Genomic DNA, 22,292 nt, shown 5'->3' with positions numbered 1-22,292 from the left:
CAGGAGGGGTGGCGTCCGGTTTTCGTCCGGAAGTGCGGGAAAACACAAAGCGTTACCGCCATTTGTCCTTGGCCGTGTCGTCGGTCGTCTTTGCGGCAACCCAGTCGCCCTTCGTGCCATCCTTGCCATGTTCCTTTTTCCAGAACGGGGCGGACGTCTTGAGGTAGTCCATCACGAAACTTGCGCCGTCGAAGGCGGCCTGCCGGTGCCGGGAAGCGGCAATGACGAGGACGATATTCTCGCCGGTGGCGATCTTGCCATGGCGATGAATGGCGGTGAGGCCGAGGAGGTCGAAGCGTTCGATGGCGAGTTGCGCGATACGGGTCATTTCCGCTTCGGCCATGCCGGGATAATGCTCGAGTTCCAGCGCCGCGAGCGTGCCGCCATCATCGCGACAAAGCCCGGTGAAGGCCACCACCGCGCCAATGCTCTTGTCGCCTTCCGTCAGCCTGCGGGTTTCTTCCGCAGCGTCGAAATCCTGTGCCTGCACGCGGACCGTCGGCTGCATCCGGTTATCCCCCCGTCATTGGCGGGAAGATGCCGATCTCGCGCGCACCGGCAATGCTCTCGTCATGTTCAACATGTTCCTGATTGACCGCAACGCGGATCACATCTGGAAATTCGAAAGCGGCTTCGTAGTTTTCACCAAGGGTTGAGAGATAGGCGATCAGCTCACCGGCCGTGGTAACGGAGGAGGGGATATCCAGCTCCTCCTCCGCCGTGCCGATCTTTTCGCGAACCCAGGCGAAATAAACGATCCGCGCCATCATTCTTCGTCCACGATGTGCTTGAGACCCGCCCTGAAGTAGTCGTAGCCGGTGTACATGGTCAGCGCTGCTGCTAGCCAGAGAAGCGTAATTCCCATCTCGGTCGTGTAGGGCAGAACCTTGTCGCCCGCGGGACCTGCGAGAAGAAAGGCGATGGCCACCATCTGGATGGTGGTCTTCCACTTCGCGATGCGGGTGACGGGAACGCTGACCTTCAGCGCCGCCAGATATTCACGCAAGCCCGAGACCAGAATTTCGCGGCAGAGAATGGTGATGGCGGCCCAGAGCGACCAGCCGGCAATGGTGCCGTCCGCTGCCATCAAGAGCAGCACTGAGGCGACCAGCAGCTTGTCGGCGATCGGGTCCAGCATGCGGCCGATATTGGAGGTCTGGTTCCAGATACGCGCCAAATAACCATCCAGAAAATCGGTCAGCGAGGCGACGATGAACAGCCAAAGTGCCGTCCAGCGCGCAAAATCCGAGCTTTCCAGCTTTCCTTCGATGTAAAAACACAAAACGATGACGGGAACCGCTAGAATGCGGGCATAGGTGAGAAGGTTGGGAATGCTGTATGCGCGCGAAGCCATGGGAAACCTGTCAGTCTGGATAAGCTGCCTTGATGCCGCCCCTGACGCATAGGGTCAACACGTTATTATGTTTTTTTAGCAGTTCGTTGCGACAGTGCGCCTTCAATCGCCACTGCTCTCATGGAAGTGATTGTAGATTTGCCGCGCTACGGCTTCTGAAATGCCGGTGACATTCATCAGATCGTTGAGGCCTGCGCGTGAAACCGCCTTGGCCGTACCGAAATGCTGCAACAGCGAGCGCTTGCGTCCTGGGCCGATCCCCGAAATTTCATCCAGCGGATTGCGCACCATTTCCTTCTTGCGTCGCGCCCGGTGTGAGCCGATGGCAAAACGGTGGGCCTCGTCGCGCATGCGCTGGATGAAGTAAAGCACGGGATCGCGCGGCGGCAGGGAAAAATCGCTGCGGCCATCCGCAAAGAAGCGCTCGCGGCCCGCCTCGCGGTCCACACCCTTGGCGACGCCGATGGCAATCACGCTGTCGCGAATGTCGAGCTCATCGAGGATGGCACGCACCGCCGTCATCTGTCCCTGACCACCATCGATCAGGATAACGTCCGGCCAGGCGGGGAAGGGCATGTCCGCGGCTTCCTCGGGTGTGGGCGTCAGCGTCTGCATGCGGTCGGGCTTGCCCTCTTCCTTCAACAGGCGCGAGAAGCGGCGGGTCATGACCTCACGCATCATGCCGAAGTCGTCACCGGGAGTGATATCGGTCGATTTGATGTTGAACTTGCGATACTGGTTTTTCACGAAGCCTTCCGGCCCCGCCACCACCATGCCGCCCACGGCATTGGTGCCCATGATGTGCGAGTTGTCGTAAATCTCGATCCGGCGCGGCACGTAGGGAAGGTTGAAGGTTTCCGCGAACCCCTTCAACAACCGCGCCTGAGACGAGGTTTCCGCCAGCTTGCGGCCATGCGCCTCGCGGGCATTGGCAAGAACATGGTCGGTGATGTCCTTCTTCTCGCCGCGCTGCGGCACGCTGATCGTGACCTTGTGTCCGGCTTTTTCGCCAAGAGCAGCGGCCAGCAATTCCTGTTCCTCTACGGTTTCGGAAAGCAGGATCTGCTTCGGCACCGGTTTGTCGTCGTAAAATTGTGCCAGGAACGCATTGAGGATTTCCGAGCCGGGCAGGGACGGGTCGGCCTTCGGGAAATAAGCGCGGTTGCCCCAGTTCTGGCCGGTGCGGAAAAAGAACACCTGGATGCAGGATATGCCGCCCTCGTGATGGATGGCGAAAACATCCGCCTCCTCGATGCCGGCCGGATTGATGCCCTGATGGCTCTGGACGTGCGAGAGCGCCGCCAGCCGGTCGCGATAGACGGCGGCGCGCTCGAAGTCGAGATCCTCGGCCGCCTCGTTCATCTGCCGGGCAATCGCGGTCTTGACGCTCTGGCTCTTGCCGGACAGGAAATCCTTGGCTTCCTTGACGAGTTCCGCATACCCCTCATCGCTCACCTCATGTGTGCAGGGGCCGGAACAGCGTTTGATCTGGTAAAGAAGACAGGGACGCGTGCGGGTTTCGAAAACGCTGTCGGTGCAGGTGCGGATCAAGAACGCGCGTTGCAGTGAATTGATCGTGCGTCCAACGGCTCCGGCAGAGGCGAAGGGTCCGAAGTAGTCGCCCTTGCGCGCCCGCGCACCCCGGTGCTTGAAAATCGCCGGTGCACGATTGTCTGCTGTGATCAGGATATAGGGAAATGACTTGTCGTCGCGCAAAAGCACGTTAAAGCGCGGCCGCAAGCGTTTGATGAGGTTAGCTTCCAGGAGAAGCGCCTCGGTTTCCGTGCGGGTGGTCACGAATTCCATATGGGCGGTCAGCCGCACCATCTGCGCAATGCGGTTGGAATGCACGCGACCCTGGGCATAGTTGCCGACGCGCTTCTTCAGCGAGCGCGCCTTGCCGACGTAGAGAACGTCGTTCGCCTCGTTGAACATGCGGTAGACACCCGGCGAGTTCGGCAGGTGTTTGACGAATTCGCCGATCAGATCCATGCCCTTCAGGCCGGATTCGTTTTTCCAGCCGGCATTCCAGTCCATGCCGGCAACGTCGCGCGGTGCCTCGGCCGCGTCTGTCGCGGCAAGGTTTGCATCGTCGTCTTCGTCATCGGTTTCATCGAAGAGAATACCGCCGTCAGGCAGCTTCTTTCCGTTCATTCAGGTATCTCCGCCACATCAGGGGTTTCCCAGCCAAGATGCTGGCCGCCATCGAGCGCGATCATTTGTCCGGTGATCGACGGCGTATCAAAAAGAAAGCGAATCGTCCGCCCGAACTCGTCGGGTTCCGGACCGCGCTTTAATATAAGGCCGTCGATCTGCGCCTGAAAGTCCTCCGGCGCCTGTCTTTCGCTTTTGAAGGAGGGACCCGGCCCGATGGCGTTGACGCGCACCCGCGGCGCAAAACTCTGCGCCATCGTCCGTGTGGCTGTCCAAAGGGCCGATTTCGAAAGCGTATAGGAGTAAAAACGCGGCGTTAGCGCAAGTACGCGCTGATCGATGATGTTGACGATCAGTCCGGATTTATCCTGAGGCAATTGCTGAACGAAGGCGGCCGCGATGAGGGAAGGCGCCCGCACATGCACGGAAAAATGCGCGTCGAAGATTGCCGGATCGGGCGTTTCTGCCGAATCGTCCAGAAAAATGGATGCATTGTTGACGACGACGCCTATCGGGCCGAGCGCCGAAGATGCCTGTTCGACAAGCGCCATTGTTGGCGATGATTGTGTCAGATCCGCCTGAACGGCAACGGCCTTGCCGCCTTTTTGCCTTATTTCGTTAGCGAATTCCTCGGCTTGCCCCATGGAGGCATTGGCGTGGACGGCAATCGCAAAGCCATGCGAGGCCAAATCCGTGGCGATCGCCCGCCCGAGCCGCCGGGCGGCACCCGTTATCAAGACTGTCTTCGGTATATTTTCTTTCACAGCGGACCTGCATTTGCTCATACACGCCCTATTTGCTGGATATAATCGCAAATCGCAAGCTGTCCGTGGGCCGTAAAAGAATTGTGTGGATTTTTATTGGTAATGTAATTTAAATTTAATTTGAATATAACTAAGTTTAAATTCGATATATTGGAAATTAAGTTTCCAGTAGGGTTAATAAAACCCTTGTGGCAATTAGGCAACGTCTAATTCTAGTCACGTGTCTGCCCCAAACAATTCACATTTTGGCTCTTTGATCTCCGCATTCTCCCATCAAATTCAATTTTCAGAGGGGCGATTAACCCGACGAATTTACCGCGTCTAAAAACAATGTTTTGAGTACGGCGCGGTCCTGAAAGGAGAATAACATGCGTATTTTCGTAGCAACCATTATGGCTTCGACCATTGCAGCCGCCGGTTTCTCGGCTGCTCACGCCGCTGACGCCGTAAACGACGTGCCGCAGGCACCGGTAGCCTACGACCAGCCCGCTCCGGTCAAGAACTGGACCGGCGCTTACCTCGGTGGTACCGCCAACTACGATTGGGGCCGTTTCAGCTCCAGCAACGACGGCCGTGACGCCAAGGGCGCCGGCGGCGGCATCTACGGCGGTTACAACATGCAGAACGGCCAGATCGTTTACGGTGCCGAAGCAGACGTTAACCTCGGCCGCGAGCGCGGTTCCGCTGGTACGGTTGGTGGCAACGCCGTCGAAGGCAAGCAGGGCGTCAACGGCTCGCTGCGTGCTCGCGTCGGTTACGACATGAACCCGTTCCTGCTGTACGGTACGGCTGGTCTCGCAGCCTCCGACAACAAGGTACGTGACGCGACCTCCAAGGACAGCGCAACCGCCCTCGGCTACACCGTTGGTGCCGGCGTTGAAGCCATGGTTACGGACAACATCACTGCCCGTCTGGAATATCGCTACAGCGACTACCAGAAGAAGGACTACAGCCTGGACTCCGGCGCGTTCTCGCGCGGCTTCGACGACCACTCCGTCAAGGCCGGTATCGGCGTCAAGTTCTGATCCTTCAAGGATCGGTAAAAGAAAAGCCGGGGTTTACGCCCCGGCTTTTTCGTTTTTGCCATCAGCTACAGCATCCATGCCCGGCGATCAGGCCAGGCATGGCGCTCGCATTGGCGTCAGGCGGCAGCCCTCATGTCCTTATAGGCTTCGAAACGCTTGCCGAATGTTTCCGGCCATTGCGCCAGCGCCTCGTGCCCTTCGGCCCATTCACCTGCAAAACGCAGATCGAGATAACCGATCAACGCCGCAAGGGCGAAATGTCCGCCATGCAGCTTCTTGCCGGTTTTCGGCAGGTTGGCGTTGAGATGATCCAGACCCTTCACCGCCTTTTTCCACTGCTTGTCGATCCATGGCTGGTGAACTCTGTCCTCCGGGCGGGAACGGCGCTCGTAAACGATGGCCAGCAGGCAATCCATGATGCCGTCGCAGAGCGCTTCCAGAATTTCCGCTTCGGTGCGCTTGCCGTTCTTTTTCGGGTAGAGCTTGCCGCCCGAAAGGCGGTCTAGATAGTGCATGATCGCGACGCTGTCATAGACCGAGCCGCCATCGTCCAGAAGCAGGACCGGAATTTTGCCGAGCGGATTGTTGTCAACCAGCGTCGCGGGCTCGGCATTGGTGTCGACGGCGACGTTGGTAATGTCGATGCCGAGATGGCGGGCGGCCATGCGCACCTTGGCGGAGTAGGGGGAAGTGACGGAGTAAAGCAGTTCCATAGCCGGGTCCTGACGTATGTTGATGTGTGGGTATTAGCGAATGGGGACGATTTCGGTAGCGCTGACGCGGCAGCCCTTGCGGTCAAGCTCAGGGCAATCGCGGAATGTCATGTCCTTGTTGAGGCAGATACGGACTTCCTCAAGGCGTTTTCCGTCGCAGCTGATCGAGACGCCGCGTTTCGACATGCCGGGGTTGGCGTCGGTGAAGGCGGTTTCGATGGCGTCGGCGGAAAGGGTGGCGCCTTTAGCGCCCGAGGCAATCGTCTCCGGCAGCTTGACCGCCTCGAAGGCGGTTCGTGTTGCCGAAAAATAATCCTTCTGCGAAAGGCCGGAGCAGGCGCCGTGCTTGCGCCACTGGTGGCCGATCAGGCCCATGGAGGGCATGATGTCGAACATCGTGCGGCCGATTGCGTCGGGCACACGGTCCGGCTCGCTGCTCGTGCAGAATTCGGGGTATCCGGTTTCGTTTTGCGGCCAAAGCCCGTGTACGACGAAACCGTAACGCCTGTCGCTGCCGCATTGCTGGCGATTGCCGGAACCTTCGGAGCTGGCGCAGAACGCCGGCGACCAGGAGAGCGAAAGCACATAAAAATCGAAGCCTGTTCCGGCGGGCACAGGGTTTTTGCCCGTGTCTCGTCGGGCAATTTCCGGCCGGGATGTTTCGGGCCTGGAATTGCCGGCGGGCTGCGTTTGGGATTGGGTCTGCCGGTTGGTTGCAGAACCGGTCGGGGCCGGGTTTTCCCGCGAAAACCAAAGAGCCGCAAGCGACAGAAGACCGAGGGCGATGAAACCGGCATAACGCTTCATTTCGTGCACGTTCTCCGGAAAATGGACGACCTCGTATCGCCCGCAGACGACAAAGCGGTCTTACATAAATTTGTGAACGAGGCAAACGGGCAAAAAGGTTGAAAGCTTCGCCGCATAACGAATAGAGTCGAACGAATCTTCTGCGGAGTGCGGAAATCGGGTTGGGGTGAAGCTGGGGGAAATAGGCGGGCATGACCGCATGACATTGAAGAAATACATCTGGCCCATCATTGGTCTGGCAACGATCGGTTTTTCGGCCTGGCTGCTCTATCACGAGCTGCGCGGTCTTTCACTCGATGATCTATGGGAAAGCCTCACGGCCATTCGCGCGCGGGACTGGGTGTGCTCCGGCCTGTCGACGCTTGTCGCCTATGCCGCCCTTGCCGGTTACGACCGCATCGCTCTCCAGCATCTCGGCCGGAAGGTAAACTGGTTCTTCATCACGCTCACCTCCTTCACCACCTACGCGCTTTCCCACAATGTCGGGGCATCCGTGTTTTCCGGTGCCGTCGTCCGATACCGGGCCTATACGTCCAAAGGGTTGAGCGCTGCCGAAGTCGGCATTCTCGTCGGCCTTTGTTCCTTCACCTTCATCATCGGAACGATCATGCTCATCGGTCTGGTGCTGGTCTACGAACCGGACATTACCGAGCGATTTACCGGGATCCTGCCCGTGGAAGCATCAACGACAACCGGCGTCCTGCTGCTCGCCATCGTCGCACTTTATGTGCTCGGCAGTCTTTTGAAGTTGCGGCCGCTGAAAATCGGTTCGTTTTTTCTGCCATATCCCGTGCCGAAACTGGTGGCGCAACAGCTTGTCATCGGTCCGATCGAACTGATCGGAGCCGCAGGCATCATCTATTTCGCGCTGCCGGAAGCCGGAAATCCCGGTTTCATGATCATTCTCGGGATTTTCCTGATTTCCTTTTCAGCGGCGCTCATCTCGCACGCGCCGGGCGGGCTTGGCGTGCTGGAGCTGGTGTTCGTCACCGGCCTGCCTGATATGAACCCGGCTGACGTGATTGCGGCGCTGCTGGTGTTCCGGCTGTTCTACCTCATCATCCCGTTCATCATGGCGCTTTTCGTAATCCTGTTCTTTGAGCGATCGCAGCTTGCACAGGCGCGGAAGGGGTGAGGTAAGCCCTCAATCCTCTTCCGGCTTTTCCTCGCCGCGCAGCCAGAAGGCGCGGTGCGAGGCGTATCTGTCCTGCGCCATCACCGTCTTCAGGAATGGCAGCAGCGTGTGCAGCTCGTCCTTCAGCGTGTAGGGCGGATTGACGACGATGAGGCCTGAACCGCTCAAGCCTTCCAGCCGGTCGCTTTTCACGGAAAGTTCCGCGCACAGCATCTTCGGAATATCGAAGGATTGCAGCCGCTCGTGAAAATCCTTGATCGGTGCGCCTTTTTTGAGCGGATACCACAGGCAATAGGTGCCGGTGGAGAAACGCCGATATGCCTTGTTCAACCCATCCGCCAGCCGCTGATATTCATTTTCAAGCTCGAAAGGCGGATCGACGAGGATGAGGCCGCGTTTTTCCTTCGGCGGCAGATGCGCGCCAAGCGACAGCCAGCCATCGAGCTCCGTCACCCGAACCTGATAATCTCCCTCGAACAGACGCGCCAGCGCGCGTGCGTCGTCCGGGTGCAGTTCCATGGCCGAAAGCCTGTCCTGCGGGCGGAACAGCATGCGCGCGAGCTTCGGCGAGCCGGGGTAGAACTGCATGCCGCCTTCGGGGTTGAGTTCCCTGACGGTGGAAAGATAGGGTTCCAGCAATTCGGCGACAGGGGCCGGCAGATCGGCGTCCATCAGCTTGCCGATGCCGGTCTGCCACTCGCCTGTCTTCTGCGCCTCTTCCGACGACAGGTCGTAGAGGCCGATGCCGGCATGAGTATCCAGCACCCGAAACGCCTTGTCCTTGTTCTGCAGGTAACGGACGAGACGGGCGAGAACGGCGTGTTTGAGAACATCCGCGAAATTGCCGGCGTGGTAGATGTGGCGATAGTTCATGGGATGTGTCTCGCTTCCCGATGGGGATGATGAATATTCTTGATGGACGTCACTTCGGCCTTTTTGCCGCGTCGCTGATGCAATATAGAAAAGACATGAACCTTGCGACCCCGATTTCCGCTAAAAACGCCGCCCCGAAAGCCGAAAGTGCCACGCGCATCGGCCACACGGTCTGTCCGCACGACTGTCCGAGCGCCTGCGCGCTGGAAGTGGACATCAATGCCGATGGCCGCATAGGCCGCGTGCGCGGCGCCAATGCCAATACATACACTGCCGGCGTCATCTGCGCCAAGGTGGCGCGTTACTCCGAGCGTATCTATCATCCCGGCCGTCTTTTGACCCCGAAGCGCCGCAAGGGTGCGAAGGGTGCCGGCGACTGGCAGGAGATATCCTGGGAAGCGGCACTGGACGAGGTTGCTGACGCCTTCGTCAAAGCCGAGGCAAAGCACGGCGCCGAAGCCATCTGGCCTTATTTCTATGCCGGAACCATGGGACAGGTTCAGCGCGATTCCATCGAGCGCCTGCGTCACGCCAAGAAATATTCCGGCTTTTTTGGATCGATCTGCACCAACATGGCCTGGACGGGTTATGTGATGGGTACAGGCGCGCTGCGCGGGCCAGATCCGCGCGAAATCGGCAAGGCCGATGTCGTTGTCATCTGGGGCACGAATGCTGTCGCCACGCAGGTCAACGTCATGACCCATGCGGTAAAAGCCCGCAAGGAACGTGGCGCGAAGATCGTCGTCGTCGATATCTATGACAATCCGACCATGAAACAGGCCGATATGCGCATCGTCCTGCGTCCCGGCACCGATGCGGCGCTCGCCTGCGCCATCATGCACATTGCCTTCCGCGATGGTTATGCCGACCGCGATTACATGGCGCGCTTCGCTGACGATCCGGCGGGACTTGAAGAGCATCTGAAATCGAAGACGCCGCAATGGGCGTCCAAAATCACCGGTCTTTCCGTGGAGGAAATTGAGGATTTCGCAAGGCTCGTGGGCACGACGAAAAAGACGTTCTTCCGGCTCGGTTATGGTTTCGCCCGCCAGCGCAACGGCGCGGTCGCCATGCATGCCGCCCTTTCTATCGCCACCGTTCTTGGCTCCTGGCAATATGAAGGCGGCGGCGCCTTCCACAATAACGGCGATATCTTCCGGCTCAACAAGGCGGAACTGATGGGCACAGCCTATGCCGACCCCAACGTGCGCCAGCTCGACCAGTCGCAGATCGGCCGCGTGCTGACGGGGGATGCGGAAGCGCTGCGACATGGTGGCCCGGTGACGGCGCTGCTCATCCAGAACACCAACCCCGTCAATGTCGCACCCGAGCAGCGGCTGGTGAAACAGGGTTTCCTGCGCGACGATCTTTTTGTTGCCGTGCATGAGCAATTCATGACGGAGACGGCCGAGTTGGCCGATATCGTGCTGCCGGCCACCATGTTCCTTGAACATGACGATATCTACCGCGCCGGTGGCCAGAACCACATTCTGCTTGGCCCCAAGCTGGTGGAGCCGCCGGAAACCGTGCGCACCAATCTCTTCGTCATCGAAGAACTGGCGAAACGTCTTGGTATCGACCATATGCCGGGCTTCGGTCTTTCAGCCCGCGACCATGTCGATCATATGCTGAAAGTCAGCGGCTGGGGCGATTTCGATACGTTGGCGGAAGAAAAATGGATCGATGCGCAGCCCTCTTTCGAGGTGGCGCATTATCTCGAGGGTTTTGGTTATGGTGACGGAAAATTCCGTTTCAGCCCCGAATGGGCGACAGGGCCGTCTCCAAACAAACCGCCGAAAAATATCGGCGTTATGGGGCCGGTTGCGCAATTTCCGAAATTCCCGGATCAGGTAGATGTCATCGAAACCGCCGACGGAGAGCATCCTTTCCGACTGGCGACATCGCCAGCGCGCAACTTCCTCAACTCCACCTTCGCGGAAACGAAAACCTCCGTGCAGAAGGAAGGACGTCCGGAAGTGATGATCTGTTCCGAGGACGCCACCCGCAACGGTATAGCCGATGGCGACATCGTGCGTATCGGCAATGGCCGCGGCGAAGTGCGCCTCCATGCGAAAATCGTGGAGGGTGCGAGGCCCGGCGTTCTGGTTGCCGAAGGGTTGTGGCCCAACAAGGCGCATCTGGACGGCGAGGGTATCAATGTTCTGACGGGCGCCGATGCCGTCGCCCCCTATGGCGGCGCGGCTTTCCACGACAATAAGGTGTGGCTCCACCGCGACGACGAAGCCTGAAAGGCTTGATATTGCACCGCAACAGGGCCAAGCTGAACACTTCCGCGACAGGCAAGGGAATATCCGGTGACACAGACGCAAGCGAAAAACGTTCCGGCCGACACTGATTCCGGCAGGGTCCGGCTGGTGGAAAAGGAAACGGTGTGGAAGGGCTTCGTGCATATGCAGAAGCTCATTTTCGACCAGCGCATGCCGGATGGCAAGACAATCCGCATCATCAGGGAAGTCCACGATCACGGCAGCGCCGCCGCCATCCTTCTATACGATGCCAAACGCGACAGCGTGGTGATGGTGCGCCAGTTCCGCCCTGCCGTCTTCGTGAACGGCGATCCAAGCTTCATGATCGAAGTGCCAGCGGGGCTCCTCGATGACGACAACGCCGCCGACGCCATTCGCCGTGAGGCGATGGAAGAATCTGGCTACGCGGTGGAAAAGGTGGAATACCTGTTCGACATGTATGCCAGCCCGGGAACGCTCACCGAAAAAGTCAGCCTCTTCGTCGCCCGCATCGATCTCGACGTGCAGGCTGGCAGCGGCGGTGGTCTGGAAACCGAAGGCGAGGATCTGGAGGTTCTGACCTACGGCCTCGACGAAGCCTTCGCGATGATCGCGTCCGGCGAAATCACCGATTCCAAGACGATTATTTTGTTGCAGTGGGCGATGTTGAACCGCGCGGCTCTACGCAAACCTTAAGCGAGCGCAACGTTTTCCAGCTTTGCCGCAGCCGCAAGCTTCCTGTCATGTGTTGCTAAAGGCACATTGTGCGAAATCGCAAGCGAGAGGTAGGCAGCATCATAGGCGGGAAGCGCATGTTTTGTGCCAGGCGGATGATAGAGACGTGATCGGCGATTGTGCCGTCCTCGTCAGACAGGAACCAAGCCGCGACTACCGAGGCGTCCACGACAAAGGCCATTACTTGCGGCCTTCTTCTTTCCACGCCTTGACCTCATCCGGAGTTGTCTTTTTTCGTTGCGACCGTTCTGTCCGCATCGCAGAGATGAGGTGTCGACGAGATTGAGGATCGCTCGCTTTTACGAGGCATGCCACAGCTTCGTTCTGCGTGCGATAATAACATCTTCTCCCGCCTCAACCGGAAGCCTTCAACTCAGAATCTGCCCTTTACGCCGGCCCCAACGAAAAGCGACTGCATATCGCCGCCCGCCGTATCTTTATAAAACAGGCCGGTAGTTCCGCCAGTCGGTGTGAGGGTTTTGTCACCGCGACCGAAGCTCGTATATTCGTATGCGCCATCCAGGTAGAGGGAGGCATTCTCAGTCAGGGCATAGGCGATGCCCGCTTTTGCTCCGAACATGCCGCCAACATGGAATTTGTCGGTGAAGCGGATCGAACGCATCCAGTGATCGTCCGTGGCTTTCGCATAGATCATTGCGCCGCCTTCGAGGCCGGCATTCAGCGACCAGTTCCCGAATTTGCGCCCACCGGTCACATTGCCGTAAAATACGGGGATTTGCTGCCGGTAGGTGATAGCTTTTTCGCTATTGTTGAACTCACCGACATTATTGCGAAATCCTCTCCAACTGTAGATGTAGTCACCGCCATAGGCGGACCACTGCACGTCGGTATAGCGAAAGCCGATACCGGCACTGAGGTGCTGCAGCGGGTCTTCCAGCAGTGTTCTGTTGAGTTCGATGCTTCCGGTCAGGTAGTGGTCGAGGCGAGTGTCGCCGTGCTGTGAGCGGTCGCTCCATCCAGTTTTCGATGTATCCCTGTAATAGGGAGGCAGCCAATCGTAGTCGGTCATGTAGCCATCGCCAGCAAAGCCGATTCGACCTTCCGTTTTTATGCGCCACTCGGGTGACAGCTCAAGTCCAAGCGATCCGCGTAACGCCATGGCATTTGTTGTTTTCCAGTCGAGTTGGCTGTTTTTGTGGCTTCCATTGAAAAAGGTCTCGGTGGCCTTGATGTTTAGGACACCGGCATCGAGCGAGGCTGTGATGGCGCTTTGCTCGGCGGCGAGCGGCAGGCTCGTGCCCACCAGTAAAACCGCCGAAAGCGGCAGGGAAAACCTCGAAAATAGCATAATCGCTCCTGAATGACCGGAGGGCTCCAAAATGCGGGGCCGTTGCGGGCATTAGAGGTGATTATGGTAAACGTTCGGTTTATTTTAGAGGAAATACCACTTTAAGTATCTTTGTACTTTAGTGAAATATTTATCAGTAAACAGAAATTAGGCTGGGATACTCGGATTTACTTGCATCGCCGCTGGAAATGGCTTTTCCACCTTCCATCCGCACCTTGCCTTCCGCAAGCTGCTTCAGGGCAAGTGGATAAAGCTGGTGTTCGACGGTGAGTATCCGCGCCGCCAGCGTCTCGGCCGTGTCGTCGGAAAGAACCGGCACCGCGCCCTGCGCGATCGTCGGGCCTTCGTCCATGCCTTCAGTTACAAAATGTACGGTGCAGCCGGAAATCTTCATGCCGCTGTCGATGGCGCGCTGGTGGGTGTGCAGGCCGGGGAAAAGCGGCAGCAGGGAAGGGTGGATATTGATAATGCGGCCTTCATAGGGGGCGATGAAATCCCCGGAGATCAGCCGCATGTAACCGGCAAGACAGATGATATCAGGTGCAATCTCGCCAAGTGCGGCCAGAATGGCGCCCTCATGCTCGGCTTTGCTGGCATAGGTCTTGCGCTCGAAAACGAGCGTGGGAATACCGAACGCCTGTGCCTTTTCCAGCCCGCCTGCCGACGCCTTGTCCGAAATTACACAGGCGATCTCGGCCGGAAAATCCGTCTCCTGACAGGCCTTAGCAAGCGACACCATGTTGGAGCCGCTGCCGGAAATGAAAACGACGACACGTGCGCGGCCAGATCGAGAGGCGGCGCTCATCATAGGCTGAGGGCGCCCTTGTAGATCGTGCCGTGCGCACCCTCTTCGCGGGCGACCATGCGGCCGAGCGGGAACACGGTCTCGCCTTCCGCCGTCAGGGCATCGGTGACCTTGGCGGCATTTTCAGCCGAAACGACCACGATCATGCCGACACCACAGTTGAACGTGCGCAGCATTTCTTTGGCTTCAACGCCACCGGTTTTTGCAAGCCACGAGAACACAGCCGGAACCTCGATCGCTTCGAGATCGATCTCGGCGGCGAGATGCTTGGGCAGAACGCGCGGAATATTTTCCGGGAAGCCACCGCCGGTAATATGCGCCAGCGCCTTCAGCGCGCCGGTCTCGCGGATTGCCTTCAAAAGCGGCTTTACATAGATGCGCGTCGGCGTCAGCAGCGCTTCGCCAAGCTTCTTGCCATCTGCGAAGGGTGCCGGGGCGTCCCAGTCAAGGCCGGAGATCGAAACGATCTTGCGCACCAGCGAAAAACCGTTGGAATGAACGCCGGAGGACGAAAGCCCGAGAATGACGTCGCCTTCGGAAATATCGCCGGCGGGCAGAAGCTGGCCACGTTCGGCAGCACCCACGGCAAAGCCCGCGAGATCATAGTCGCCATCGGAATACATACCGGGCATTTCAGCGGTTTCACCACCGATCAGCGCACAGCCGGATTCGCGGCAGCCGGCAGCAATGCCGGAAACGATGGCAGCGCCCTGATCCGGGTCGAGCTTGCCGGTCGCGAAATAGTCGAGGAAGAACAGTGGTTCTGCGCCCTGCACGACGAGATCGTTGACGCACATGGCTACGAGGTCGATGCCGACGGTGTCATGGAAATTCGCGTCGATGGCGATCTTCAACTTGGTGCCGACGCCGTCATTGGCGGCCACCAGAACCGGATCGTTAAAGCCTGCGGCCTTCAGATCGAACAGGCCGCCGAAGCCGCCGATTTCGCCATCCGCGCCGGGACGCCGCGTCGAGCGCACCGCCGGTTTGATCTTTTCGACCATCAGGTTGCCGGCGTCGATATCCACACCTGCGTCACTATAGGTAAGACCGTTCTTGCCCGACTGGCTCATCGCTCTCGTCTCCGCTGGTTCCTTTGGCGTCGCCATTCGCACGGGACGGGGCCTGATGCAAGGGTTTGAGTGGCAAAAGCTCCGGTTTTTAACGGCTTTGCGACGGTTTGACGTTTTGTGTGCCTCGGGCCTCTCGACGGCGATATGCGCAGCGCAGACTTGAAAACCCGTCGTTGTTGCACGGACCTGGTAACTGCCGTGTCTATCGCTACCGGGCGACCGGCCTTGACCATGTGCATATGCGCATCCTATCTCCATCATGGGCAATGACGGCACGGCGACAAGAGGATGAACGGATGCAACCCCATGTGAGCGGTACGAGCCTGCGCCGGCAGGTTTTTTTCTGGATTGGCGTGCTTGCCGTCTTTATCTTTTTCCTGATGGTCTTCAGCTCCATCCTCCTGCCTTTCGTGGCGGGCATGGCACTTGCCTATTTTCTCGATCCGGTTGCCGACTGGCTGGAGCGCCGAGGCCTCAGCCGGTTGATGGCCACCGTCGTTATCCTCGTCTCCTTCGTGCTGATTTTCGCGCTGTCGCTCATCATCATCATTCCGCTGATTGCCGCCCAGGCATCCGAATTCATCACGCGCATCCCGCAATATGTCTCGTCCCTGCAGCAGTTGATCGCCGGTGCGGACGCCAATCTGCTGCCTGACTGGGTGAGCAACCAGATCAATGCAGTGAAGGAGAATTTTTCCAAGCTGCTGACCGAAGGCGCGGGCTTCATTGGCACCCTGCTGACGCAGATATGGAATTCCGGTAAATCGCTGGTCGATGTCATGTCGCTGCTGGTCGTCACACCCGTCGTCGCCTTCTACCTGCTGCTCGACTGGGACCGGATGATCGACAAGGTCGATAGCTGGATACCGCGCGACTACGTGCATACGGTCCGCCAGATCGCCCGCGACATGGACAGGACGATTGCCGGCTTCGTGCGCGGGCAGGGGTCGCTCTGCCTCATCCTTGGTGTTTATTACGCTGTCGGCCTGTCCTTGGTGGGCCTGAATTTCGGCCTGCTGATCGGCCTTTTCTCCGGCCTTATCAGCTTCATTCCCTATATTGGTTCGATGGTCGGCCTCATCCTTGCCGTCGGCGTCGCCATCGTGCAGTTCTGGCCTGATTATATCTATGTATTTCTGACACTTGCCGTGTTCTTTTCCGGCCAGTTCATCGAAGGCAACATCCTGCAGCCGAAGCTCGTCGGCAGCAGCGTCGGCCTGCATCCGGTGTGGCTGATGTTCGCATTGTTCGCCTTCGGTGCGCTTTTCGGTTTCGTCGGCCTTCTGGTCGCCGTGCCGGCGGCGGCAGCCGTTGGCGTGCTTGTCCGCTTTGCATTGTCGCGATATCTTGAAAGCGATCTTTATCATGGGCACGCCGCCAACCTTCCCTGGGAAGAACAGGAAACGTCCTCCGGCAAGGTTGACTCTCAGGGCTAACGATGACTGACCAAATCAAAAACGACAACGCCCGGTCGAAGGCCGAGCAGCTGCCGCTCGCATTCTCACACCAGTCCGCTTCCGGAAGGGACGATCTTCTCGTGTCCGACTCGCTCAAGGCTGCCGTCAGCCTTGTGGATGAATGGCCGAACTGGCCTTCGCCCGTGGTGGTGCTGGCCGGGCCTCCGGGTTCGGGAAAATCGCATCTCGCCAATATCTGGAAAAATATCAGCAGCGCGCAGGATATCCACCCGCAAGCCGGTGTTGGCGCTGCGCGTCTTGCCGAAACCGGAGCGGTTCTGTTCGAGGATGCCGATCGCCGCGGTTTTGACGATACCGAACTTTTCCATGTCATCAACAGCGTGCGCCAGCATGGCACCACGCTTTTGATGACCAGCCGGCAATGGCCGGCCGCATGGCCGGTGACCTTGCCGGACCTGCGCTCACGCCTGAAAGCCGTGACTGTGGTGGAGACAGGCGAGCCCGACGAGGGTCTTCTGGCACAGGTTCTGGTGAAACTCTTCGCCGACCGGCAGCTTTATATGGATGACAAACTCATAGGCTACATCGTCAACAGAATGGAGCGTTCACTCGATACGGCGCAGACGATTGTGGACCGTATCGACAGGCTGGCGCTCTCGCGTGGAACAAGGATAACCCGTCCCTTGGCGGCGGAAGTCCTTAACGCGATGGGCGAAGGGACAAGGGGTAGCGGGCTGGAGGTCGATTGACTGTCACAGTTCCGTCGTCAAACTGTTATACGGGCAAGAGGGACGATCGCGGGATGCAGCAGGATCACGGGACGGAAAGTCAGGGGATGGTACAGGACATGGACGCTATTGTGCAGGACGACTTCAACAAGGTTCAGCCGATGACCGAGGGCGAGAACCTCTGGGACAGCCCCGCGCGCTTCATCAACCGCGAATTCTCCTGGCTCCAGTTCAATCGCCGTGTTCTGGAAGAAACGCTGAACACGGATCATCCGCTGTTGGAGCGGCTGCGTTTTCTGTCCATCTCCGCCGCCAACCTCGATGAATTTTTCATGGTCCGCGTCGCCGGCCTCGAAGGCCAGGTGCGCCAGAAGATTACGGTCAAGACACCTGACGGCAAGACACCAGCCGAGCAGCTGGAAGATATTCTGAAGGAAATCGACAATCTTCAAATGGAGCAGCAGGCTTCGCTTGCGGTTCTGCAGCAATATCTCGCCAAGGAAGAAATTTTCATCGTGCGGCCTGCCGCACTTTCCGAAGCGGATCGTACCTGGCTGGGCACCGAGTTCGAGGAACGTATTTTCCCGGTGCTGACGCCGCTGTCCATCGACCCTGCGCACCCGTTCCCCTTTATTCCGAACCTCGGTTTCTCGATGGGCCTGCAACTCGACAGCGTCAACGGCCGCGAGCCGATGACAGCGCTGTTGCGTCTCCCGACGGCGCTCGACCGCTTCGTTCGTTTACCGGATGAGAAAAACGCCATCCGCTACATCACGCTTGAAGATGTAGTCGGCCTGTTCATTCACCGTCTTTATCCGGGCTATACCGTCAGGGGATTCGGCACGTTCCGCATCATCCGTGACAGCGATATCGAGGTGGAGGAAGAGGCGGAAGATCTGGTCCGCTTCTTCGAAAGCGCGCTGAAGCGCCGCCGCCGCGGTTCGGTTATCCGCATTGAGACCGACAGCGAAATGCCGCAGTCGCTCCGCCAGTTCGTGGTGCACGAGCTTGGCGTGCCTGATAATCGCGTTGCCGTTCTGCCCGGCTTGCTCGCCCTCAACACCATCTCGGAAATCGTGCGCGCACCGCGCGACGACCTGAAGTTCGAGCCTTACAACGCCCGTTTCCCCGAGCGCGTGCGTGAACATGCCGGCGATTGCCTTGCCGCCATCCGCGAAAAAGACATGGTGGTTCACCACCCCTATGAAAGCTTCGACGTGGTTGTGCAGTTCCTGTTGCAGGCTGCGCGCGACCCCGAAGTGCTCGCCATCAAGCAGACGCTTTACCGCACCTCCAACGACAGCCCGATCGTTCGCGCGCTGATCGACGCGGCGGAAGCCGGCAAATCCGTTACCGCGCTGGTCGAATTGAAGGCGCGTTTCGACGAAGAGGCGAACATCCGCTGGGCGCGCGATCTGGAGCGGGCCGGCGTGCAGGTGGTGTTCGGCTTCATCGAACTCAAGACGCATGCCAAGATGTCGATGGTGGTGCGCCGCGAGGACGGCAAGCTCAGAACCTATTGCCACCTCGGCACCGGCAACTACCACCCGATCACGGCCAAGATCTATACCGACCTGTCCTTCTTCACCTGCAACCCGAAGATCGCCCACGACATGGCGAATATCTTCAACTTCATCACGGGTTACGGCGAACCGGAAGAGGGCATGAAGCTCGCCATTTCGCCCTATACGCTGCGTGCGCGCATTGTGAAGCACATCAACGAAGAGATCGAGCACGCCAAGCGCGGTGCGCCGGCGGCGATCTGGATGAAGATGAACTCGCTGGTCGATCCCGAGATTATCGATACGCTTTACCGCGCCAGTGCGGCTGGCGTGGAGATCGATCTCGTCGTGCGCGGCATCTGCTGCCTGCGCCCACAGGTTGCGGGTCTGTCGGACAATATCCGCGTCAAATCGATTGTCGGCCGCTTCCTCGAGCACAGCCGAATCTTCTGCTTCGGCAATGGTTTCGGCCTGCCGTCCGACAAGGCGCTGGTCTATATCGGCTCCGCCGACATGATGCCGCGCAACCTTGATCGCCGGGTTGAAACGCTGGTGCCGCTCACCAACCCTACCGTGCACGAGCAGGTTCTTTCACAGATTATGCTGGGCAATCTCATTGACAACCAGCAGAGCTACGAGATACTTGCGGACGGAACGTCGAGGCGCATCGAGGTGCGTAAAGGCGAAGAACCGTTCAACGCGCAGCACTATTTCATGACCAATCCCAGCCTTTCCGGACGTGGTGAAGCCCTGAAATCAAGTGCGCCCAAATTGATTGCCGGGTTGATTTCTTCCCGCAAGAAACAGGCTGAATGACTCGATCAGAAGCACAGGGGCGGCTGACCGGCCTTGCCCCCGTTTCCGTCATAGATATTGGTTCGAACTCCGTTCGTCTCGTCGTATATGAAGGTCTTTCCCGCGCGCCCGCCGTGCTGTTCAACGAAAAGGTCCTTTGCGGTCTCGGCAAGGGACTGGCCCTCACGGGCCGGATGCATGAGGAAGGCGTTAGCCGGGCTTTGATGGCACTGCGTCGCTTCCATGCGCTTTCCGAACAGGCGCAGGCGCAGCAACTCTACGTACTGGCGACAGCGGCAGCGCGTGAAGCGGAAAACGGCCCGGATTTCATCCGTGAAGCCGAAGCCATACTTGGTTGCGAGATCGAGGTCCTGTCCGGCGAAAAGGAAGCGCTTTATTCCGCCTATGGCGTGATCAGCGGTTTCCACGACCCGGATGGCATTGCAGGCGACCTGGGCGGCGGTTCGCTGGAACTCATCGACATCAAGGGCAAGAACTGCGGCGAGGGCATCACCCTGCCGCTCGGCGGCCTTCGGTTGTCGGAACAATCGGATGGCTCGCTGGAGAAGGCGACGACAATTGCCCGCAAGCACGTCAAATCTTTCGCAAAGCTGCTGGCGGCCGGCGAGGGGCGTACCTTTTATGCCGTGGGCGGCACGTGGCGAAACATTGCAAAGCTGCACATGGAGATCACGGGTTATCCGCTGCACATGATGCAGGGATATGAATTGCCGCTGGCGGAAATGCTGAATTTTCTGGAAGAAGTCATCGTCTCCAGGGACAGCAAGGACCCGGCCTGGCAGGCGGTCTCCAAGAACCGCCGTTCGCTTCTGCCGTTCGGCGCCATCGCCATGCGTGAAGTTCTAAAGGCGATGAAGCCGGCAACGATCGCCTTCTCGGCGCAGGGCGTGCGCGAAGGTTATCTTTATTCGCTGCTGACGGAAGCGGAGCGGGATACCGACCCGCTGCTGGTCACGGCCGACGAGCTTGCCATTCTGCGTGCCCGTTCGCCCGAACATGCGCGCGAACTGGCCGACTGGAGCGGCCGCACCTTTCCGGTCTTCGGCATCGAGGAGACGGAAGAGGAAAGCCGTTACCGGCAGGCGGCCTGCCTTCTGGCCGATATCAGCTGGCGTGCACATCCGGACTATCGCGGTCTGCAGGCGCTCAACATCATCGCCCACTCCTCCTTCGTGGCGATCACCCATCCGGGCCGCGCCTATATTGCGCTTGCCAATTATTACCGCTTCGAAGGGTTGAACGACAACGGTACCACACAGCCGCTTGCCGCCATGGCGGGTGACCGCCTGCTGGAACTCGGCAAGTTGCTGGGCGGCCTGCTGCGCGTCGTTTACCTCTTCTCAGCCTCCATGCCCGGTGTCGTCGATCACCTGAAATTCCGCAAATCCACCAATCCGGATCTGGATCTGGAATTCGTCGTACCACACGCCTATTGCGATTTTGCCGGCGAGCGTCTGGACGGACGCCTGCAGCAACTGGCGAAACTGACGGGCAAGCGGTTGGCGTTTGTGTTCGAATAAATGGTCGCGCGCATGACGTAGCATAGAATGCTGGTCAACATGGGAGCTGGCTTAAGGGGATCAGTTGACCGAGACACGATTTAGACTGGCGTTGCCGCACGAAGCGCTGATCGTGAAAGAGATCAGTGCTGCGGCCTATATTCCAGCATATCTACAAATCGTGGGCGCTGCGCCCGAACCCGCTTTTGAAGATTACCTGCCGCGCATTTCTGCGGAACAAGTGTGGTTTAGCGTAACCGATGGCGAAACGTCTGGATTGGTGGTTCTCGAAAGCCATCACCGATATCTCATGATTTACAGCATAGCCGTTAGTCCCATCTTTCAGGGAAGAGGCATCGGGAAATCACTTCTCCGTTTCGCGGAGCTACACGCTTTGGAATGTGGGATTGGCGAATTGCGCCTTTACACGAATATGCGGATGACGAAGAACATAGCGCTTTACAGCGATTGCGGCTTTGAGGAGTGCGGGCGTCGCCCGCATCCGTCAAGAGAAGGTGAAATCCTCATCGATATGAAAAAGTCGGTTGCATGATTTTGCAACTCTGTCTCACCGTGGCGAGGCTGACGGCCGGCTGGCATTTTTCTTCGAATAACAAACAGACGTTTTCGCCGTTGGGGCACGAATTGTGTCAGGACCAACGCTCGCAAAAGGCTTCGATATCGCTCGACTGAAAGTCGGCAAGCCGTGCCATGATCGTCTCGAATGGCCAGTTCCACCAAGCGATAGAGGCCAGCTTCTCCGCGACGGTTCGCGAAAATCGCTCGCGAATGATCTTCGCGGGGACGCCTCCGACGATTGTATAGGGCGGCACGTCTTTGGTGACGACCGCGCCGGCCGCGAGCACTGCACCGTCTCCAACCTTTACACCTGGCAAGACAATGACCCCGTGGCCGATCCAGACGTCGTGACCGATGATGGCACGATCCGCCTTGCGCTGATCGAAGAAGGTGTCGTCGCGCACAGCATCCGCAGAGTAATATTCCGGGCAATAGCTGAAACGATGCATGGACGGTCGGTCCATCGGATGGTTCGGGGCGCCTATCCTGACCTCTGCGGCGATGGCGCAGAACTTTCCGATTGTCGCATCACCGACCATGCAGCGGCGTCCAAGATAGGAGTAGTTCCCGAGTTCGACATTGTGCAGGGAGGTATCCGCCAGAATTTCGCAGCATTCGCCGAGGCTTGAATCTCTTATGCTTGCCGTCGAATGGATAATGGTCTCTGCGAGCTTGGGGCGATTGAGTTGTGCGGTCGAGTCCATTCCAGTCTCCGGATTTTGGCCTGCTTAACCGGGGATGATGAAGGACATGTGAC

Annotated in this window: 21 protein-coding genes; 9 read left to right on the top strand and 12 right to left on the bottom strand. The window is 58.6% G+C overall.

Annotated features, from left to right (window positions below; genetic code table 11):
- Positions 1–52: 52 nt before the first annotated feature.
- The 5 genes from ACQZ63_RS01720 to ACQZ63_RS01700 all read right to left on the bottom strand — a co-directional run bounded on the left by ACQZ63_RS01720 (position 53) and on the right by ACQZ63_RS01700 (position 4,293).
- The gene (locus ACQZ63_RS01720; RefSeq protein WP_113555887.1) at positions 53–508 is read right to left on the bottom strand and encodes a molybdenum cofactor biosynthesis protein MoaE; all 456 of its coding nucleotides are present in this window, start codon (positions 506–508) and stop codon (positions 53–55) included.
- A 4-nt stretch (positions 509–512) separates the two neighbouring features.
- A complete protein-coding gene (gene moaD, locus ACQZ63_RS01715; protein ID WP_019565410.1) occupies positions 513–767 on the bottom strand; it encodes a molybdopterin converting factor subunit 1 in 255 nt (84 codons plus the stop codon).
- Positions 767–1,354 carry a CDP-diacylglycerol--glycerol-3-phosphate 3-phosphatidyltransferase gene (gene pgsA, locus ACQZ63_RS01710; RefSeq protein ID WP_113555886.1) on the bottom strand — a complete coding sequence of 196 codons (588 nt, stop codon included), beginning with the start codon at positions 1,352–1,354 and terminating at the stop codon, positions 767–769. Before pgsA ends, moaD begins: the two co-directional genes overlap by 1 nt.
- A 102-nt stretch (positions 1,355–1,456) precedes the next feature.
- Positions 1,457–3,508: an excinuclease ABC subunit UvrC gene (gene uvrC, locus ACQZ63_RS01705; protein WP_162763625.1), complete on the bottom strand. Its 2,052-nt coding sequence runs from the start codon at positions 3,506–3,508 to the stop codon at positions 1,457–1,459.
- On the bottom strand, positions 3,505–4,293 hold the full coding sequence (locus ACQZ63_RS01700; protein ID WP_003512437.1) for an SDR family oxidoreductase: 789 nt from the start codon (positions 4,291–4,293) through the stop codon (positions 3,505–3,507). Before ACQZ63_RS01700 ends, uvrC begins: the two co-directional genes overlap by 4 nt.
- A 347-nt stretch (positions 4,294–4,640) precedes the next feature.
- Between ACQZ63_RS01700 and ACQZ63_RS01695 the strand changes: the two genes are divergently transcribed.
- On the top strand, positions 4,641–5,297 hold the full coding sequence (locus ACQZ63_RS01695) for an outer membrane protein (protein WP_003512439.1): 657 nt from the start codon (positions 4,641–4,643) through the stop codon (positions 5,295–5,297).
- A 116-nt stretch (positions 5,298–5,413) separates the two neighbouring features.
- Here ACQZ63_RS01695 and ACQZ63_RS01690 read toward each other — a convergent pair whose 3' ends face one another.
- Together ACQZ63_RS01690 and ACQZ63_RS01685 are read right to left on the bottom strand one after the other, a co-directional pair.
- Entirely contained in the window at positions 5,414–6,010 is a 597-nt protein-coding gene (locus ACQZ63_RS01690; RefSeq protein ID WP_003512441.1) for a glutathione S-transferase, read from the bottom strand.
- 33 nt (positions 6,011–6,043) lie between these two features.
- Positions 6,044–6,817: a ribonuclease T2 family protein gene (locus ACQZ63_RS01685; RefSeq protein WP_113555885.1), complete on the bottom strand. Its 774-nt coding sequence runs from the start codon at positions 6,815–6,817 to the stop codon at positions 6,044–6,046.
- Between the two features lie 199 nt (positions 6,818–7,016).
- Here ACQZ63_RS01685 and ACQZ63_RS01680 point away from each other — a divergent pair, with 199 nt between their 5' ends.
- Positions 7,017–7,952 (top strand): lysylphosphatidylglycerol synthase domain-containing protein, encoded by a 936-nt coding sequence (locus ACQZ63_RS01680; RefSeq protein ID WP_112752875.1) that lies wholly within the window; start codon positions 7,017–7,019, stop codon positions 7,950–7,952.
- A 9-nt stretch (positions 7,953–7,961) separates the two neighbouring features.
- On the opposite strand, the gene ACQZ63_RS01675 is transcribed toward ACQZ63_RS01680, so the two are convergent.
- A complete protein-coding gene (locus ACQZ63_RS01675) occupies positions 7,962–8,825 on the bottom strand; it encodes a 23S rRNA (adenine(2030)-N(6))-methyltransferase RlmJ (RefSeq protein ID WP_003512446.1) in 864 nt (287 codons plus the stop codon).
- Between the two features lie 29 nt (positions 8,826–8,854).
- On the opposite strand from ACQZ63_RS01675, the gene ACQZ63_RS01670 reads away from it, so the two are divergent.
- Positions 8,855–11,074, top strand: a complete 2,220-nt coding sequence (locus ACQZ63_RS01670; RefSeq protein WP_162763624.1) for a molybdopterin oxidoreductase family protein — start codon at positions 8,855–8,857, stop codon at positions 11,072–11,074.
- Between the two features lie 66 nt (positions 11,075–11,140).
- On the top strand, positions 11,141–11,767 hold the full coding sequence (locus ACQZ63_RS01665) for an NUDIX domain-containing protein (RefSeq protein ID WP_025593009.1): 627 nt from the start codon (positions 11,141–11,143) through the stop codon (positions 11,765–11,767).
- 412 nt (positions 11,768–12,179) lie between these two features.
- Here ACQZ63_RS01665 and ACQZ63_RS01660 read toward each other — a convergent pair whose 3' ends face one another.
- The 3 genes from ACQZ63_RS01660 to purM form a co-directional block, all read right to left on the bottom strand.
- Positions 12,180–13,115 (bottom strand): omptin family outer membrane protease, encoded by a 936-nt coding sequence (locus ACQZ63_RS01660; RefSeq protein WP_113555884.1) that lies wholly within the window; start codon positions 13,113–13,115, stop codon positions 12,180–12,182.
- Between the two features lie 133 nt (positions 13,116–13,248).
- Positions 13,249–13,923 (bottom strand): phosphoribosylglycinamide formyltransferase, encoded by a 675-nt coding sequence (purN, locus tag ACQZ63_RS01655; protein WP_065658060.1) that lies wholly within the window; start codon positions 13,921–13,923, stop codon positions 13,249–13,251.
- Entirely contained in the window at positions 13,920–14,993 is a 1,074-nt protein-coding gene (gene purM, locus ACQZ63_RS01650) for a phosphoribosylformylglycinamidine cyclo-ligase (protein WP_113555883.1), read from the bottom strand. Before purM ends, purN begins: the two co-directional genes overlap by 4 nt.
- Before the next feature lie 296 nt (positions 14,994–15,289).
- Here purM and ACQZ63_RS01645 point away from each other — a divergent pair, with 296 nt between their 5' ends.
- From ACQZ63_RS01645 to ACQZ63_RS01625, 5 genes are all read left to right on the top strand, one after another.
- Positions 15,290–16,429, top strand: coding sequence for an AI-2E family transporter (locus ACQZ63_RS01645; RefSeq protein WP_003512458.1), 1,140 nt, complete (start codon positions 15,290–15,292; stop codon positions 16,427–16,429).
- 2 nt (positions 16,430–16,431) lie between these two features.
- On the top strand, positions 16,432–17,160 hold the full coding sequence (gene hdaA / locus ACQZ63_RS01640; RefSeq protein WP_003512460.1) for a DnaA regulatory inactivator HdaA: 729 nt from the start codon (positions 16,432–16,434) through the stop codon (positions 17,158–17,160).
- 98 nt (positions 17,161–17,258) lie between these two features.
- Complete coding sequence (locus ACQZ63_RS01635) at positions 17,259–19,457, top strand: RNA degradosome polyphosphate kinase (protein ID WP_075807550.1); 2,199 nt, start codon at positions 17,259–17,261, stop codon at positions 19,455–19,457.
- Entirely contained in the window at positions 19,454–20,977 is a 1,524-nt protein-coding gene (gene ppx, locus ACQZ63_RS01630) for an exopolyphosphatase (RefSeq protein WP_003512464.1), read from the top strand. The genes ACQZ63_RS01635 and ppx overlap by 4 nt, the downstream gene beginning before the upstream one ends.
- Before the next feature lie 64 nt (positions 20,978–21,041).
- Complete coding sequence (locus ACQZ63_RS01625; protein WP_111783167.1) at positions 21,042–21,509, top strand: GNAT family N-acetyltransferase; 468 nt, start codon at positions 21,042–21,044, stop codon at positions 21,507–21,509.
- A 97-nt stretch (positions 21,510–21,606) separates the two neighbouring features.
- Here the strand turns inward: ACQZ63_RS01625 and ACQZ63_RS01620 are convergent, their stop codons facing one another.
- Entirely contained in the window at positions 21,607–22,239 is a 633-nt protein-coding gene (locus ACQZ63_RS01620) for a DapH/DapD/GlmU-related protein (protein ID WP_113555882.1), read from the bottom strand.
- Positions 22,240–22,292: the final 53 nt, after the last annotated feature.

The sequence above is a fragment of the Agrobacterium sp. CG160-95 genome (assembly GCF_053521725.1).
This window is presented reverse-complemented; position numbering and strand designations above follow the sequence as displayed.

Bases quoted from the DNA above. Each gene is read 5' to 3' on its own strand.
- ACQZ63_RS01720 (WP_113555887.1), bottom strand. From the start codon at position 508: ATGCAGCCGACGGTCCGCGTGCAGGCACAGGATTTCGACGCTGCGGAA.
- moaD (WP_019565410.1), bottom strand. From the start codon at position 767: ATGGCGCGGATCGTTTATTTCGCCTGGGTTCGCGAAAAGATCGGCACG.
- pgsA (WP_113555886.1), bottom strand. From the start codon at position 1,354: ATGGCTTCGCGCGCATACAGCATTCCCAACCTTCTCACCTATGCCCGC.
- uvrC (WP_162763625.1), bottom strand. From the start codon at position 3,508: ATGAACGGAAAGAAGCTGCCTGACGGCGGTATTCTCTTCGATGAAACC.
- ACQZ63_RS01700 (WP_003512437.1), bottom strand. From the start codon at position 4,293: ATGAGCAAATGCAGGTCCGCTGTGAAAGAAAATATACCGAAGACAGTC.
- ACQZ63_RS01695 (WP_003512439.1), top strand. From the start codon at position 4,641: ATGCGTATTTTCGTAGCAACCATTATGGCTTCGACCATTGCAGCCGCC.
- ACQZ63_RS01690 (WP_003512441.1), bottom strand. From the start codon at position 6,010: ATGGAACTGCTTTACTCCGTCACTTCCCCCTACTCCGCCAAGGTGCGC.
- ACQZ63_RS01685 (WP_113555885.1), bottom strand. From the start codon at position 6,817: ATGAAGCGTTATGCCGGTTTCATCGCCCTCGGTCTTCTGTCGCTTGCG.
- ACQZ63_RS01680 (WP_112752875.1), top strand. From the start codon at position 7,017: ATGACATTGAAGAAATACATCTGGCCCATCATTGGTCTGGCAACGATC.
- ACQZ63_RS01675 (WP_003512446.1), bottom strand. From the start codon at position 8,825: ATGAACTATCGCCACATCTACCACGCCGGCAATTTCGCGGATGTTCTC.
- ACQZ63_RS01670 (WP_162763624.1), top strand. From the start codon at position 8,855: ATGAATATTCTTGATGGACGTCACTTCGGCCTTTTTGCCGCGTCGCTG.
- ACQZ63_RS01660 (WP_113555884.1), bottom strand. From the start codon at position 13,115: ATGCTATTTTCGAGGTTTTCCCTGCCGCTTTCGGCGGTTTTACTGGTG.
- purN (WP_065658060.1), bottom strand. From the start codon at position 13,923: ATGATGAGCGCCGCCTCTCGATCTGGCCGCGCACGTGTCGTCGTTTTC.
- purM (WP_113555883.1), bottom strand. From the start codon at position 14,993: ATGAGCCAGTCGGGCAAGAACGGTCTTACCTATAGTGACGCAGGTGTG.
- ACQZ63_RS01645 (WP_003512458.1), top strand. From the start codon at position 15,290: ATGCAACCCCATGTGAGCGGTACGAGCCTGCGCCGGCAGGTTTTTTTC.
- hdaA (WP_003512460.1), top strand. From the start codon at position 16,432: ATGACTGACCAAATCAAAAACGACAACGCCCGGTCGAAGGCCGAGCAG.
- ACQZ63_RS01635 (WP_075807550.1), top strand. From the start codon at position 17,259: ATGGACGCTATTGTGCAGGACGACTTCAACAAGGTTCAGCCGATGACC.
- ppx (WP_003512464.1), top strand. From the start codon at position 19,454: ATGACTCGATCAGAAGCACAGGGGCGGCTGACCGGCCTTGCCCCCGTT.
- ACQZ63_RS01620 (WP_113555882.1), bottom strand. From the start codon at position 22,239: ATGGACTCGACCGCACAACTCAATCGCCCCAAGCTCGCAGAGACCATT.